At 48.4% G+C, this 14,810-nt stretch carries 15 protein-coding genes, 2 pseudogenes and 1 riboswitch; of the genes and pseudogenes, 15 read left to right on the top strand and 2 right to left on the bottom strand.

The window, feature by feature from the left end:
• Positions 1-229: 229 nt before the first annotated feature.
• Positions 230-460, top strand: a riboswitch (cobalamin riboswitch).
• Between the two features lie 210 nt (positions 461-670).
• The 7 genes from IB196_RS09975 to IB196_RS09945 all read left to right on the top strand — a co-directional run bounded on the left by IB196_RS09975 (position 671) and on the right by IB196_RS09945 (position 6,652).
• On the top strand, positions 671-1,723 hold the full coding sequence (locus tag IB196_RS09975; RefSeq protein WP_040233263.1) for an ABC transporter substrate-binding protein: 1,053 nt from the start codon (positions 671-673) through the stop codon (positions 1,721-1,723).
• Positions 1,724-1,788: 65 nt separating this feature from the next.
• On the top strand, positions 1,789-2,853 hold the full coding sequence (locus IB196_RS09970; protein WP_149692012.1) for an iron ABC transporter permease: 1,065 nt from the start codon (positions 1,789-1,791) through the stop codon (positions 2,851-2,853).
• Positions 2,850-3,629: an ABC transporter ATP-binding protein gene (locus IB196_RS09965; protein ID WP_005122340.1), complete on the top strand. Its 780-nt coding sequence runs from the start codon at positions 2,850-2,852 to the stop codon at positions 3,627-3,629. The genes IB196_RS09970 and IB196_RS09965 overlap by 4 nt, the downstream gene beginning before the upstream one ends.
• 18 nt (positions 3,630-3,647) lie before the next feature.
• Positions 3,648-4,088: a pseudoazurin gene (locus tag IB196_RS09960; protein ID WP_005122339.1), complete on the top strand. Its 441-nt coding sequence runs from the start codon at positions 3,648-3,650 to the stop codon at positions 4,086-4,088.
• A 24-nt stretch (positions 4,089-4,112) separates the two neighbouring features.
• On the top strand, positions 4,113-4,664 hold the full coding sequence (gene petA, locus IB196_RS09955; protein ID WP_005122337.1) for a ubiquinol-cytochrome c reductase iron-sulfur subunit: 552 nt from the start codon (positions 4,113-4,115) through the stop codon (positions 4,662-4,664).
• Position 4,665: 1 nt separating this feature from the next.
• Positions 4,666-5,838 carry a cytochrome b N-terminal domain-containing protein gene (locus IB196_RS09950; RefSeq protein WP_188231666.1) on the top strand — a complete coding sequence of 391 codons (1,173 nt, stop codon included), beginning with the start codon at positions 4,666-4,668 and terminating at the stop codon, positions 5,836-5,838.
• Between the two features lie 4 nt (positions 5,839-5,842).
• Positions 5,843-6,652, top strand: a complete 810-nt coding sequence (locus IB196_RS09945; RefSeq protein ID WP_005122331.1) for a cytochrome c1 — start codon at positions 5,843-5,845, stop codon at positions 6,650-6,652.
• A gap of 46 nt (positions 6,653-6,698) precedes the next feature.
• On the opposite strand, the gene ychH is transcribed toward IB196_RS09945, so the two are convergent.
• Entirely contained in the window at positions 6,699-6,977 is a 279-nt protein-coding gene (gene ychH / locus IB196_RS09940; protein ID WP_005122329.1) for a stress-induced protein YchH, read from the bottom strand.
• 274 nt (positions 6,978-7,251) lie between these two features.
• Here ychH and pth point away from each other — a divergent pair, with 274 nt between their 5' ends.
• Positions 7,252-7,836: an aminoacyl-tRNA hydrolase gene (gene pth / locus IB196_RS09935; protein ID WP_003020814.1), complete on the top strand. Its 585-nt coding sequence runs from the start codon at positions 7,252-7,254 to the stop codon at positions 7,834-7,836.
• Positions 7,837-7,951: 115 nt separating this feature from the next.
• Positions 7,952-9,046: a redox-regulated ATPase YchF gene (ychF, locus tag IB196_RS09930; RefSeq protein WP_005122324.1), complete on the top strand. Its 1,095-nt coding sequence runs from the start codon at positions 7,952-7,954 to the stop codon at positions 9,044-9,046.
• A gap of 81 nt (positions 9,047-9,127) precedes the next feature.
• Here the strand turns inward: ychF and IB196_RS09925 are convergent.
• Positions 9,128-9,487: pseudogene (locus IB196_RS09925) on the bottom strand (transposase); the annotation flags it as partial.
• Positions 9,488-9,794: 307 nt separating this feature from the next.
• Between IB196_RS09925 and IB196_RS09920 the strand changes: the two are divergent.
• The 6 genes and pseudogenes from IB196_RS09920 to IB196_RS09895 form a co-directional block, all read left to right on the top strand.
• Positions 9,795-10,703 (top strand): WYL domain-containing protein, encoded by a 909-nt coding sequence (locus tag IB196_RS09920; RefSeq protein WP_052463783.1) that lies wholly within the window; start codon positions 9,795-9,797, stop codon positions 10,701-10,703.
• Between the two features lie 3 nt (positions 10,704-10,706).
• The gene (locus IB196_RS09915; RefSeq protein ID WP_005122312.1) at positions 10,707-12,284 is read left to right on the top strand and encodes a hypothetical protein; all 1,578 of its coding nucleotides are present in this window, start codon (positions 10,707-10,709) and stop codon (positions 12,282-12,284) included.
• A 16-nt stretch (positions 12,285-12,300) separates the two neighbouring features.
• Positions 12,301-12,873 (top strand): hypothetical protein, encoded by a 573-nt coding sequence (locus IB196_RS09910; RefSeq protein ID WP_188231667.1) that lies wholly within the window; start codon positions 12,301-12,303, stop codon positions 12,871-12,873.
• Positions 12,874-12,885: 12 nt separating this feature from the next.
• Positions 12,886-13,914, top strand: a complete 1,029-nt coding sequence (locus IB196_RS09905) for a hypothetical protein (RefSeq protein ID WP_005122305.1) — start codon at positions 12,886-12,888, stop codon at positions 13,912-13,914.
• Between the two features lie 50 nt (positions 13,915-13,964).
• Positions 13,965-14,252, top strand: a complete 288-nt coding sequence (locus IB196_RS09900) for a YkgJ family cysteine cluster protein (RefSeq protein WP_072041497.1) — start codon at positions 13,965-13,967, stop codon at positions 14,250-14,252.
• A gap of 127 nt (positions 14,253-14,379) precedes the next feature.
• Positions 14,380-14,508 (top strand): annotated as a pseudogene (locus IB196_RS09895) (spore coat protein U); the annotation flags it as partial.
• Positions 14,509-14,810: the final 302 nt, after the last annotated feature.

The raw sequence follows: 14,810 nt of genomic DNA, 5'->3' as shown, positions 1-14,810 counted from the left end.
CGCAAATAATTAAATATCACAGTAAATTTCGCTATTAATCGTGGTCAGCCCGGCAAAGAAAACATTAATTGATCAACATCAAACAATTCTCATTTAGTTTATCGACTTTTGTGCTTTCCACATAATTAATGTCACAAGCACAAAAGCAACAAATTGATTTTATTGAATTAAAAACAAAAAGCGGCATCAACCCTACTTATTCAAGCGGTTGACGGAGCTATTCGATACCGATAAAGTCCCCACCGACAGTATTTCAGAATCTATTTATCATTTTGAAACGGAATATGGTGCGGATTATTTTAATCTTATGCCATAGCTGCCCCCGCAACTGTAAGCGGAAACTGAATATCACTGTGTCGTGGATTATCCACGACAGGTCACTGTAAAGAACGCATTTATGGGAAGGCCGATATTCAGATTGCCGCGAGCCAGGAGACCTGCTGTCAAGGTTGTATACATTGAGTGGACGGGATGGTCCATGGGGTGATTTATTTGACGAATGAGTAATATAATTTCTGAACAAATTGGCAACAATATGTTTTATTTTCATATTATCTTGCCCGCAGTTCACGATTAGATGTCATCTATCGTCATGTGCCTGTCCCGAATTTATGGAACGAAATGAACCATGACCAGACGTTCAGATTCTGGCATGAACGGGACAACGCTAATGCACGCAAAATTAACCTCTGCTTATTGCAAACTTTCACTTCTGGCACTGACTGGCGCAGCACTCTTCCTGACCAGCAATATGGCTTCTGCGGCTAAAACAGAATATCCACTAACGATCAAAAACTGTGGTAGGGATATTACGTTTAATCATGCGCCAAAACGCGTGACTACCGTTGGACAAAACAGTACTGAAATCCTCTATTCCCTGGGTCTGGCCGATCGTGTTGTTGGGACATCACTGTGGTTTAGCCCGGTACCTGAACAATACAAAGCGGCGAATGACAAGATTGCGGTCATTGCGCAAAACATCCCGAGTTTCGAAGGGATTATTGCGAAAAAACCGGATCTGGTGGCCAGTCAGTTTGAATGGCAGATTGGCCCTGCGGGCACAGTTGCTTCTTACGAACAATTTAGCGAATTACACGTTCCGGTTTATACCGCCCCAGCCGACTGCGCTAAAGACAACGAAGACGGCGGTGACGGCGTGCGTAAGAGCATGTTTGATATCGCCATGGTCTATCAGGAAATTGCCGACCTGGCGAAAATTTTTGATGTACAGGACAAAGGCGATGAGCTGATTGCCAGCCTGAAAGCACGTGAAGCCGCTGCGAAAGCTAAGATTGCCGGTATGGACAACCACGTATCTGCCGTCTTTTGGTTCTCCAGCGCCGACCTGCAGCTTGACCCTTATGTCGCCGGGAAATTTGGTCCCGCGGCGTGGATAGCGCAATCTCTTGGGGTGAAAAATGTCATTGATTCCGCTGAAGAGTGGCCAACGGTAGGTTGGGAAACCATTGCCAAAGCCAACCCATCGGTCATCGTCCTCGGCGAGATGGGCCGTCGCCGCTTCCCGGCCGATGACTGGAAAGTCAAAATGGAATACCTCACGTCCGATCCTGTTACCCGCCTGATCCCGGCAGTGAAAGAAAACCACCTGCCGGTGATCGACGTGCAGACCATGAACGCGGGTATCAGAACCATTGACGGGCTGGAAAAACTCGCCGATGCGCTGGTGCAATATGGTCTGGCGCACCCTCAGACGACTCACTAACTCTCGTCGCGCGTTATGCCTTATGCGGGCATAGCGCCCTTTCGTATTCCGGGAAGTCGTAAACAATGAGCGAATTACGCAGGACGCGTCATGCCATGAGCCAACTTGCCAGCCGGACGCTGTTCCACGCGCTGTGGGTCAGCATGGTGATGTGCGGCGTCCTTCTGGCGGGCATTTCAATCGGTGAGACGGTTATCCCGTGGCGGCATGTCAGCCATACGCTGGCAAACCGCTTGTTTGATACACAGTATGCGGTGGATGCGCTTGATGCCGGAATTATCTGGAACTACCGCCTGACTCGTGCGCTGGTTTCCGCCTGCTGCGGAGCCTGTCTGGCGGTTTCAGGCGTGGTTCTCCAGTCGTTGCTGCGCAATGCGCTGGCCGAACCTTACCTGCTGGGTATTTCTGCCGGAGCCTCAACGGGCGCGGTGCTCATCGCCCTGACCGGACTTGGCGCAGGGATCATTTCCATGTCGCTTGGCGCGTTTATTGGCGCGCTGACGGCATTTCTGTTTGTCGCGCTATTGGCGATGGCGGCAAGGGGCAAAAGCGGCTCGGCCACCACGCAAATCATTCTCGCCGGGATTGCCAGTTCGCAGCTCTTCAATGCCATTACCTCGCTCATCATTACGCGTTCAGCCAATGCCGAACAGGCTAGAGGCATCATGTTCTGGCTGCTGGGCAATCTCAGCGGGGTACGCTGGCCGGATGTCGTGCTGGCAATCCCTACTGCGCTGATAGGCATCATCGTTTGCTTTTGCTATGCCCGCCACCTGGATGCTTTCTCGTTTGGCGCGGAATCGGCGGCATCGCTGGGCATTCCCGTAAAACGCACCCGTGGCGTACTGATTGCCGCCGTGACAGGGATGACGGCCATCATGGTGTCAATCGTCGGCGCTATTGGCTTTGTCGGACTGGTCATTCCCCATGCTGCGCGATTACTGGTGGGAAATCAGCACCATCGCCTATTGCCCGTTAGCGCACTTATTGGCGCCATTTTCCTCATCGTCGCGGATGTTATTTCACGCACCTTACTTCCAGGACAGGTCTTGCCGATCGGCGTGATTACCGCACTGGTCGGCGCACCTGCATTTGCCATCATTTTGATACGAGGGAATCCGGGGAAATGACCGCTAATCCTGTGGTAAACGCCCAGCATCTGTACTGGGAAGTCAAAGGCAAAGCCATCGTCAATGATGTCTCTTTTCAGGTCTCACGCGGCGAGTTTGTCGGCATTATCGGCCCCAATGGTTCCGGGAAAACGTCGCTGATTTCGCTCCTGGCAGGTTTACTGAAACCGTCTTCCGGGCACGTTACGCTAAACCATCAGGATATTCGTCGTTATTCACGCCGCCATCTGGCGCAAAAGGTGGCACTGGTTGAACAACAGGCTGAAACCAGCGAGCGTCTTACCGCCATTCAGGCGGTTTCGCTTGGTCGCACGCCATGGCTGAGCCTGCTGTCACCGTGGTCGAGGAAAGACGACGATATTGTGCAGACGATGCTGGAGAAAGTCTCCCTACAAAACATGCAGCATCGCTGCTGGCATACCTTCTCCGGCGGAGAGCGTCAACGTCTGCACATCGCCAGAGCGCTGGCACAACAGCCGCAGGTACTGCTGATGGATGAGCCGACAAACCATCTTGATATCCAGCATCAGATTGGCCTGCTCAATCTGGTTAAACGTGAAAAACTCACCGTCATCGCCGCCCTACACGACCTGAATCATGCGGCGATGTTCTGCGATCGCATCATGGTGATGAAAGCCGGACAGCTGGCGATGCAGGGGCGTCCTGCCGCCATTTTTACCCGTGAAAATCTTAATAGCTGGTTTGGGATCGATGCGATTGTCGAACATGCCCCCGACGAAGCGAACTGTTTTATCCGTTACCAACGCCCCGCGTAAACACCGAAAGGAACCGCAATGAAACGTGTTAAGCAAAGTTTACAAATCTTATGCCTGTTAGCCTTCACCTCGACGGCTTTTGCACAAACCTACGAAGTGCTGATGAAAAACCGCGGTACAGGCGGCCCGATGGTTTATGAGCCGGACTATCTGGCGATCCAGCCAGGTGATAGCGTGAAGTTTATCCGCAAACATAAGAGCCACAATGCCGCGTCGATTGCCGAACTCTCTCCCGCCGGATATCCCGGTTTTATCGGCAAAATCGATGAAGAGATTGAAGTGAAATACGACAATGCAGGTTTCTACGGCATCAAATGTTCACCGCACTACGCACAGGGCATGATCATGCTGATTAAAGTCGGCGATGCCGTGTTACCCGACAGCTACCGCGCGTTCAAAGCCCCTGGTCTTGCCGATAAGCGTTTTCAGGAAATTTATACCCGCATCGATAAACAGTAACGCCGTCATAAAGGGAGAATAACGGTGGTGGATAAAAAAACGCTTAGCGAAACAATCCAAACTCAGCGACGCGATTGCCTGTGCAAGCTGACAAAATTTGTCGGCGCAGCGGGCGTGACCGCCGCCGTCTGGCCACTCATTTCCGCGCTGGGTCCGGATGATAAAACTGTGGCGGAAAATGAACCCGTTGATGTCTCCCTCGCTGGCGTAACCGCAGGCCAGACGGTGAAGCGTATCTGGCAGGGAAAACTGATCCTGATTCGCCACCGCACGGCGGAGGAGATCGCCGCGGCGCGGCAAGCTGATCTGCGTCTACTGGCCGATCCACAGGCGGATAGCGAGCGGGTGGCAGCGGCACATCCACAGTGGCTGGTTGTACAAGGTTACTGCCCCCACGCGGGTTGTGTACCCAATGCCAACCCCAACGGACAGGGCTGGGTTTGCCCGTGTCATGGTTCCGAGTTTGATACCTCCGGGCGCGTGACGCGAGGCCCGGCCACGGCGAATCTGGCCATCCCTGACTTTAGCGTGTCGGCTGACGGCCTGAGTCTGCGTATTGGTACGAAGGATGCCTGAGATGAAATCCGCTTATCCGTCCCCCCCGTGGTATCACCTGCAGTTTCGTCTTCCTGTCCCCCGCTCAGTCGCTGGCGTGTGGATTTTTGCTATCGGTCTCATATTGCTGGTCATGCTGGGCGTGCAAATGCTCTCCGGTATCGTGCTGGCTATGTTCTATGTGCCTACAGCAGGATCCGCTTTTGACTCTATTGTTCATATTCTGCGCGCGGTCAAACACGGTGAGTTGGTGCGCAATCTGCATGCTATTGGCGCATCGCTTTTTTTCTTCGCCTGTTATCTGCATATTTTCCGGGCAATGTATTACAACGTCTACCGCAAACCCTATCTGAAGATGTGGGCAATCAGCGTGACGCTGTATGTGCTATTGATGATCACCGCGTTTCTCGGCTATAGCCTGATTTGGGGGCAAAAAAGCTACTGGGCCGCTACGGTCATCACCAGTTTCGCCCGCGCGGTACCGTTTATTGGCGATACGCTATATACCTTTTTGGTCGGTGGCTATATGCCCGGCACACCGACATTAGGCCGTTTTTATGTCCTTCACTTTATCATCCCCTTCGCCATTGTCGCGGTTACGATATGGCACGTCCGTACCGTCCAGTCGGCTTTTGCCCACGCGCGGAAGAAAACATTTTCACCCAAAGAGTCTCAGCGTGTGTTGTTCGATTTTCGCATCACCGAAAACGATGCTATCAAACTCACCCTCTTTTTAATGCTGTTCGCCTGGTTTCTGTTTTTCGCGCCGCACTATCTCAGCAGCGCCGATAACTTTATCCCGGCAGACCCGACACTCACACCGGCTATCGTCGCGCCTGAATGGTACTTCCTGCCTTTCTTCTCCATTCTGCGCTGCTTCCCCAATGAACTGGCAGGCATCACTGCGATGTGCGCGGCGGTACTGATTTTCTATTTTCTCCCCTGGCTGGATACGTCACACGCACGGTTTCGTAATAACAGTCGGCTGGTTAAAGCCATTTTTTGGTTTTGGGTCGCCAATGCGCTCTTTCTGGGTTGGTTGGGCTCAAAAGCATTGGTCGGGCCGGACTTAGTTGATGGTTTTAGCGATGACGATGGCTGGACACGCGCGGCGTCTCAGCTTTCAACACTTATTTATTTTGCATGGTTTCTGCTTGTGCTGCCGTGCCGACGTTTACTGGAACGACAGGGCTGACATCATGGCGCGATTTTTAACCACTGTAACTCTGACTCTGGCTCTTTTCTTGAGCAACGCGATTGGCGCACAGCTACCCACCGCGCAGACGTGGTCGTTTAGCGGCGTGAGCGGTAAACACGATAGCGAACAACTGCGACGCGGGCTGCAGGTCTATGAAGAGAAATGCCGGGCCTGCCACGGTATGAAATATCTCACTTTCAAAACGTTAACTAAAGCTGGAGGGCCGCAACTCAGTGAGGCGGAGGCCAAAACACTGGCCAGCGGCTACGTCTTCGCGACAATTGAAGACGACGGTCAACCCGGCGAACGGGAAGGCAATCTGAACGATGTTTTCGCGTCACCTTATCTGAATGAACAGGAAGCAAAATACCTTAATAATGGCGCGCTGCCGGTTGACCTGAGCTATATCGTTCGAGCGCGAACCTACGACCGCGGGTTTCCGCGATTTTTACTGGATGCGTTCACCCCCTACACCGAGCAAGGCGCTGATTACGTTTATGCGCTGCTGACCGGGTATGCAACCGATGACCCGGAGATGAAAACCAACCGTTTTTTCCCAGGCGGGATAATTAATATGCCTAAACCGCTGGCTGACAATGACATCACCTGGGCTATGCAAACGCATGCTCCCCAAACAGAAGAGCAGTACGCACGAGATGTCACCGCGTTTCTGGCGTGGGCCGCTGACCCGCAGCTTGAGAGCAGAAAACACCAGGGAGCGATCGTGATGGGATATCTGGCGAGTATGCTGGCGCTATTAGCACTGTTACAGCGCATGCGATCCCGCTCGCGCAGCAACGAGAAAAACTAACGACCAGTCAGCGAAACGCTGGCTGGTCTGCAGGTTATGTCAGCACTTAGCTGTGGCGTTGGCTATTATTACGACGGCAACGTTTGTCGTAATGGCGAACCCACCAGTAGCGGTCACTGATTTGTTCATGTCCGCCGACGCGGGCACCCGCCAGCCAGAGGACGCCACCAACAAAAATACTGAGCACGGCACCATGTGCGAAAAACTGTGGCAGATTAAATTGCGGTAACTGGTTTAAAATAGAGTAACCAACACCACCAACCATCACCACCAACCCTAAAGCCATGAGCACGTTACCGAGTAACGAAGCGTTTTTGCGTTTCATGTGTCACCTCCGGAACTTTGGGTTGTTACAGGGAATACCCCTAATCCTTATGTGTAAAGTATAGACAACACTGCCATTCGCAAGTGCGCCTGTGATCACAAATACAAACACCAACGCAACAAAACTTTACAAATAAGCTACTGAACACCCTCAATTTCCAATAGTCCATTCCTGCAATTATTCAGTTTTCGGTGCGACCCACGCAGTTTTTTGTCAAGCGCGTCGGCAAACAGTAAACTACACGCCGGTTATAGACACACTCAGGACAAATAACGTGGCGATTAAATTGATTGTCGGCCTGGCGAACCCCGGCGCAGAGTATGCGGCAACGCGACATAATGCAGGCGCATGGTACGTCGATTTACTGGCAGAGAGACTCCGTGCCCCGCTGCGCGATGAGCCGAAATTCTTCGGTTACACCTCCAGAGTCACGCTCGAAGGTGAAGATGTCCGCCTGCTGGTACCGACCACATTTATGAATCTGAGCGGCAAAGCCGTTGGCGCGATGGCCAGCTTTTATCGCATTAACCCTGATGAAATTCTGGTCGCCCACGATGAATTAGATCTGCCGCCCGGCGTCGCCAAATTTAAGCTTGGCGGCGGTCATGGCGGGCATAACGGCCTGAAAGACATCATCAGCAAGTTAGGCAATAACCCTAACTTTCATCGTTTACGCGTTGGAATCGGCCATCCGGGCGATAAAAATAAAGTTGTCGGTTTTGTTTTAGGCAAACCGCCTGTTTCAGAACAGAAGTTAATTGATGAAGCCATTGACGAAGCGGCACGTTGTACCGAGATTTTATTCAAAGATGGACTCACCAAGGCAACGAGCCGGTTACACACCTTTAAAGCGCAATAAGCAGCGATGTGCGGCATTTTTCTCGCGTGCTGTGTATAATAGGCAAAGTTATTTACATTTCTACAATCTGTTTTCCATAACAGGTTGAATATCAAAAGATTAAGGTGATTTAAACATGGGATTCAAATGCGGTATCGTCGGTTTGCCAAACGTAGGCAAATCCACCCTGTTCAACGCGCTCACAAAAGCGGGTATTGAAGCGGCAAACTTCCCGTTCTGTACTATCGAGCCGAACACGGGTGTTGTTCCGATGCCCGATCCTCGTCTGGATCAACTGGCCGAAATCGTCAAACCGCAGCGTATCCTGCCAACCACAATGGAATTTGTGGATATCGCGGGCCTGGTAAAAGGCGCATCCAAAGGCGAAGGCCTGGGTAACCAGTTCCTGACCAACATTCGTGAAACCGAAGCTATCGGTCACGTTGTTCGCTGCTTCGAAAACGACAACATTATCCACGTTAACAACAAAGTGGATCCGGCTGACGATATCGACGTTATCAACACCGAACTGGCACTGTCCGATCTCGACACCTGCGAGCGTGCTATCCACCGCGTACAGAAGAAAGCCAAAGGCGGTGATAAAGACGCGAAAGCAGAACTGGCTGCACTGGAAAAATGCCTGCCGCAGTTGGAAAACGCCGGTATGCTGCGAGCGCTGAAAAACCTGACCGATGAAGACAAAGCAGCCATCAAATACCTGAGCTTCCTGACGCTGAAGCCAACCATGTATATCGCCAACGTGAACGAAGACGGTTTTGAAAACAATCCGTACCTCGATAAAGTTCGCGAAATCGCCGACGCTGAAGGATCTGTCGTGGTTGCCGTTTGTGCCGCTGTTGAAGCTGACATCGCTGAACTCGACGATGCTGATCGTGACGAATTTATGGCTGAACTGGGTCTGGAAGAGCCTGGCCTGAACCGCGTTATCCGCGCAGGCTACGAACTGCTGAACCTGCAGACCTACTTCACCGCGGGTGTGAAAGAAGTCCGTGCATGGACCATCCCTGTCGGCGCAACCGCTCCGCAGGCAGCCGGTAAGATCCACACCGACTTTGAGAAAGGCTTTATCCGCGCACAAACTATCGCGTTTGAAGACTTCATCACCTATAAAGGTGAGCAAGGCGCGAAAGAAGCCGGCAAGATGCGTGCAGAAGGTAAAGATTACATCGTTAAAGATGGCGATGTGATGAACTTCCTGTTCAACGTCTAAGTTGCTTCTGCTGTCTGATCAGGCTTTCCGGAGCTTTGTCAGATCAATGAACGCGAAAAAAATCCACGCTGCTGCGTGGATTTTTGTCAACGATAACGTCCTGCAGGCCTGGCGTAAACTCATGGCAAATTGTGCCGTCAGATAGCTGACGAGCTCACGCTTTATCGCTGGTTTTAAAGCTTTTTTTTCGATGACGTCTTTTAACGTGAGATTTTCCAGACTCAGGTCGGCAAACATTTGTTTCAAACGTCGATTCTCATCCTCAAGGTCTTTGATTTTTTTAATATCGGCCACTTCCATCCCGCCATACTTTGCCTTCCAGTTGTAATAACTGGCCTCCGAAATAGCGGCCTCACGGCACACATCCTTGACGGTACGTCCGGCTTCGACGGACTTCAGTACGGCGATGATCTGGTGTTCAGTGAATCGGATCTTACGCATAGTGATCTCCCCAAGGGATATAATCAGTATGTTGGAAGATCTCTAAAAGTGAATGGGCCGTTTTACCGGGATGCTTACACCCCCACCACTCTTCACAAACTTGATTTGCTCAACAAGGTTTTTCTTGGATTTCAACTGAAATAGATGTGGATCAGTGTGCATGGAAAATATGGTTGACGCTTCTTAAAAAAAACTCAGAGTTCATTGCAAAGCATGTATGATAAAAAACTGAGCCTCCTTAAACACACTGACATGACCTGTCAGTTATGAGGGGTAATATTAGGGAAAATTACAGAGGGGCGTATGCATGAGCGGACACGAAATCATGGCACAAAGGATAACCACTATTGTGGCGGAACTGTATCAGCATGGTTTCGTATCACGACTGAAATTAATGGATGAATTCAACATCAGCGAACGTACACTGTATCGTGATCTTAATCGTCTTGGAGATCGCATAATCCATGACGGAAACGGCATTTATAGACTGGCCCCTGCTTACGTCAAGCCTATTTCTCTGAATAATTTACAAAGCCTTGTTAGAATCTTTGATATGGAGGATGTATTCCCTACAAAAAAAATATTATCACAGCCTGATTTCACCTCATTGAATATACGTTCATTACCAGGTGATCCTCAAGCGAAGCGTATGCTTGAATGCAATTATGGTTTGTTTGATAAAGCTATTCGTGAGAATCAAATTTGTGAGTTCCACTATAAAGAAAAACAGCGGAGCGTTGCACCCTATAAACTCATAAACACGAAGGGTGTTTGGTATCTGGGGGCTGTAGAGAACGGGAATGTCAAGGGATTCCAACTAGCTAAAATTCACTGGCTTAAACTGAAAAATGAATACTTCACACCAGAGCCTGGCATTATTCAATATTTTATCGAGGAAGATGATGTCTGGTTCTCTATGAATAAACAGATTGTGCATGTCAAAATCGCAGCTGATGTAAGCTATTATTTTCAACGTCGAAGAATACTTCCCGCACAAAAAACAATCAGCCAAGAATCTAACGGCGACTTAATCGTGCAAACGGAAATGGCGCATGAAAATCAATTATTTCCACTGTTACGCTACTGGTTACCAAATCTTATTATTATTTCTCCTGTTGAGATACAACGGCGTTTCTATCAAAAACTTAACCAGCAAATAACAGAGTTAAAAAAACAATGCAATGGAACTACTTTTGACAACCAGCAGCAGGAGTGAATTATGCTACATAACCCAGAAAAAAAAGAACCGTTATCTCCTTCTAATGTAGATAAGCAAAAACATAACAGAGAGCAAATTGAGCTCGAGCAGAACCGTGCTGCTATTGCCCTTGCACAGGATGAAATCGTTAAACGTTATGGGAGCGCTAGTGCTGAATTTATTAAAGGCCATCGAGGTGTTGATAATGAAACAGGGCATCGCTTTACTAAAGGTCTTGCAGACGTCGCTGCACATAAGGTAAATCCTGATTACGCCACACAGAATATTAAACAACAAGCTGGCTTCTCTGCCGAAATTGCAACTACCAGTCGTGATAACGCAGAAGCAATTATAAATGGCGATACTGCACGAACGTGGCGTAGCGATGATTTACCTGAGTTTGGCCGTAACCATAACGTTGTTGATCGTGTGATGATTCAGGATGGTGTGATTGTAGAAGGGTCTCAGAGCCAGATGAAATTTGTAGGTGACCGCGACCAACTTTTTAAAGATATCACAAAAGATGACGGTAAATTTTCCCGCTATCGAGGAGTTAAGCTAGAACTCCCTTCTGAACAATATAAAGGAGCAGCAGAACACTGCCGTAAGAAAGCCTCTGAACTACGCGAGCAGGCGGGTAAGGTTGAGGCTTCAGGAAAACATGATATTGCAGATAAGCTCCGCCGGGAAGCAGATAATTACGAGCAACTGGCTGACAATGTGATTGATAGCGGTTTAACAACAGAACAAGCCATTTTTTACCGTGAGCATCCTAAGATAGCAACAGCAATGGATATTACGCGTACCAGTCACAGAGCAGGTATCGAAGGGGCTAAAACAGGAGCTGTTGTTGGCGGTGCGATATCATTGGTTATCAATATTTTTAATGTCGCTCAGGAGAAGAAAGCACTGGGTGAAGCAATTGAAGACATCACTTTTGACAGCGCGAAAGCAGCGGTGATGGGCTACGGTACTGCATTTGCAGGATCAGCGATAAAAGCAGGTTTGCAGCAATCAGAGAAGCAGGCATTACGGGCGATAGCCGGAACAACAGCCCCGGTTCTGGCGGTCAATATTTGCCTATCGCTTGGCATATCTATTAAGCGTTACATTAATAATGAAATTAATGAAGCTGAACTGCTTGATGAGATAGGTGAAAAAGGTTCCGGTATGCTTTCTAGCGGAATGATGGCGGCGCTAGGACAAATTGCGATTCCTGTTCCGGTTGTAGGGGCGGCAATTGGCGGTATGATTGGTTACACGCTCTCATCTATGTTTTATCAAAGTGCTCTTGAGGCCGCACGTGAGGTGACACTTTCACGTGAGCGCCTGGCGCATATTAGTGCTATTGAGAGTGAAGCTCGAGCACAAATCAAGCAGCAACAAACATTGCTTGATGAGTTTACTGCTCGGGAAATCCCACAACTTTGTAAAGACACCCAACATTTCTTTAACATTATTTCACGTGGAACCGATAATATTGACGATCTGGCCTTTGCTGTTAATGATTTTGCCACTTTACTCGGTGCACAATTACAGTTTCAGACTATGCCTGAATTCGAAGAATTCATGGATTCAGACAAACCATTAGTGTTGTAAACAGTGAGGGAACACCATGCTAATTAGAATGCTGCCTGATGAGAAAAAGGTCCTACTCGTGGAGCTTGCCAGGCTTATAACGTTATCTGACAACCAATTAATATGGAATGGAAAATCGAAGGATGAACTAACATCCGACTCTGATCTAAATAGTCTAACAATTCAGAAGAATTCGCTGGAAACAGAGTTACTGGAACAAATGGAACAGAGCTTTTCAGGTGGATTTTTCGGAGACGTATTAGATGGATTATATGGTCATTCTACTGAACATCAATTAATTGAGAAACTGAAAACCTATCCACTTTCTCAAATTGATGCGCCCGAGACTCGTATTCAGGCGGCGACCTCAGTATTAAAACTACTGCTTAATAATCAAAAAGTTGATAATCCCGCAACAGCAAAAATCATCATTTTCCAGCTTTTTTTAGTTGCTCTGCGAGATGGCCATATTTCCAGCATTGAATGGAACCTATTGAAAGAGATCCAGTTACACTTCAAGATCCCTGATTTTATTTTTAAAGATCTCCTGGATCGTGCCGAAGCCTTGAACATTGAAATGAGTAAAATACTCGCTCTCGTACTTGAATGAAGGAGTTATGATATGCCTATCCCTATTATTATCGGAGCAGTGGCCGCTGCCGCTGGAATTTATGGTATTGCTAAAGGTGTTGGTGGTGCCAAAGATCACAGCAATGCAAAAAACATTAATGAAAGTGCTCAAAATATGGTTGACGATATTAGTTCGCAAATCGAGTCAGGCCGCGAGCTAACAAATAACGTTATTGAAGACTATGGACAGCGCAAGCTTCGTGCGTATAACGGCGTTATTAATGATTTCATTGTTAATTTTGGACGCCTCAAAAATGTTGAACTAGCTAACAGTGCTGAACTGGAAAAACTCAACGCGGGCGATTTTACCAGTACTACCTTGTCAGCGCTGAAACAGGATTACCAGATTCTGAAAGATGCCGGTTTGGGTATTGGAGCAGGCATGGGAAGCGGCGCAGCGCTAGCTTTTGGTGCCTACAACGGCACAATGCTACTGGCGACTGCAAGCACAGGAACGGCTATCTCCTCGCTATCAGGCGTCGCGGCAACTAACGCAACCCTGGCCTGGCTTGGGGGGGGGTCACTAGCCACAGGGGGTTTTGGTATGGCAGGGGGAATGATGGTGTTGGGGGGAATTGTTGCAGGCCCGGCACTGGCAATTTTCGGCCATATCATGGGAAATAAAGGTGAAGCAGCGTTGAACAATGCACGTAGCAACATGGAACAAGCGCAAACGATTTACGAAGAAGGCTTATTAATGGTAGGGAAACTCCAATCCATTGAAAAGGTAACAATACTCGCAAATAATGCATTCTCTCTGACGAGTGGCCTTCTTCGTAGCGCTGTTTATGATATGAAGAATGCGCTGGAAAGCTACGGTGAAAACTTCCCTGACTTCCCGCAGGAGTGCAAAGATGCCGTGTTCATGTCTGTTAAGTATGCCCAATTATTGAAAGCAATGATTGATACTCCGATCCTTGATCAAGAAGGAAACCTGGTACTTTCAACTGAACGAAGAATTATCAATATTACAGATGTTGCTGAAGGCAGAAAGGACAAACTGGACGATATCGACGCATAAGATAAAAACAGGCTCACGTATCATCGTGAGCCTTATAACGGGTGAAAGAAATGTCCTGCAACAGTGATCAACTACCATTCCCATGCATAAAGTGTGGTTTATGTTGTCAGCGCGTAAGTCTAGCAAAAGAAACGCTTTTTCTGGACAGAGGCGATGGTACGTGCCGCTATTATGACCCTGCAAGCAAGGGGTGTAGCATCTACAATGAGCGCCCCGATATATGTAGGGTTGATCTGCAATTTACGCTTCATTACACCCATCTCTACACATGGGAACATTTTGTTGAACTCAATCTAGTTGTGTGTCGCCAACTAATTGAGGCTGATGAAAGTGAGTGACAATGAAATTTTCCCGTCTAACCGAATCATTCACTTTTTAAAATCTTTCGACATACTGGCTATACCCTCCAGATGAGAGCGCTATGAGTATACGGTTCATTGGACACCACCATTTTGTACTAATTGCAACACCTCGCTCAATACCGTTACAGGCACCGGCTCCGCTACGCCATATTCGGTGTATGCCACCGTTCCCAGCGCGAACTACACGCCCGACAACTATACGGACACCGTCACTATCTCAGTGACCTACTGACGCGCCGCTAAAATGCAATCAAGAAAACACAAATAATTATCATATTGTTTACTTTTAGAGGTACATCATAAATCTGATAAATAGTCATTCTCATGCACCATGCATATTAAATGCCTGAATCGCTACTTGATCGCAAAAATTCGCAAAACAAATAGATAATTATTCACTTACCACTTAATTCACATACTTTTCATATGGCTAACAGGCATCTGGAGGACAGGCCGTTTCTTAAAAAAAATGTTAAATTTAAGTTTATATGGTGATATCCACTGTATACCACGGCCAAATTAAGAACATATTAC

This window comes from Citrobacter sp. C6_1 (assembly GCF_014596835.2).
Lineage (GTDB): Bacteria > Pseudomonadota > Gammaproteobacteria > Enterobacterales > Enterobacteriaceae > Citrobacter > Citrobacter pasteurii.
The sequence above is the reverse complement of the archived record's forward strand: the minus strand, read 5'-3'. Positions and strand labels throughout refer to the sequence as shown.

Excerpts from the sequence above, each read along its gene's own strand:
- IB196_RS09975 (WP_040233263.1), top strand. The coding sequence starts at position 671 with ATGCACGCAAAATTAACCTCTGCTTATTGCAAACTTTCACTTCTGGCA.
- IB196_RS09970 (WP_149692012.1), top strand. The coding sequence starts at position 1,789 with ATGAGCGAATTACGCAGGACGCGTCATGCCATGAGCCAACTTGCCAGC.
- IB196_RS09965 (WP_005122340.1), top strand. The coding sequence starts at position 2,850 with ATGACCGCTAATCCTGTGGTAAACGCCCAGCATCTGTACTGGGAAGTC.
- IB196_RS09960 (WP_005122339.1), top strand. The coding sequence starts at position 3,648 with ATGAAACGTGTTAAGCAAAGTTTACAAATCTTATGCCTGTTAGCCTTC.
- IB196_RS09950 (WP_188231666.1), top strand. The coding sequence starts at position 4,666 with ATGAAATCCGCTTATCCGTCCCCCCCGTGGTATCACCTGCAGTTTCGT.
- IB196_RS09945 (WP_005122331.1), top strand. The coding sequence starts at position 5,843 with ATGGCGCGATTTTTAACCACTGTAACTCTGACTCTGGCTCTTTTCTTG.
- ychH (WP_005122329.1), bottom strand. The coding sequence starts at position 6,977 with ATGAAACGCAAAAACGCTTCGTTACTCGGTAACGTGCTCATGGCTTTA.
- ychF (WP_005122324.1), top strand. The coding sequence starts at position 7,952 with ATGGGATTCAAATGCGGTATCGTCGGTTTGCCAAACGTAGGCAAATCC.
- IB196_RS09920 (WP_052463783.1), top strand. The coding sequence starts at position 9,795 with ATGAGCGGACACGAAATCATGGCACAAAGGATAACCACTATTGTGGCG.
- IB196_RS09915 (WP_005122312.1), top strand. The coding sequence starts at position 10,707 with ATGCTACATAACCCAGAAAAAAAAGAACCGTTATCTCCTTCTAATGTA.
- IB196_RS09910 (WP_188231667.1), top strand. The coding sequence starts at position 12,301 with ATGCTAATTAGAATGCTGCCTGATGAGAAAAAGGTCCTACTCGTGGAG.
- IB196_RS09905 (WP_005122305.1), top strand. The coding sequence starts at position 12,886 with ATGCCTATCCCTATTATTATCGGAGCAGTGGCCGCTGCCGCTGGAATT.
- IB196_RS09900 (WP_072041497.1), top strand. The coding sequence starts at position 13,965 with ATGTCCTGCAACAGTGATCAACTACCATTCCCATGCATAAAGTGTGGT.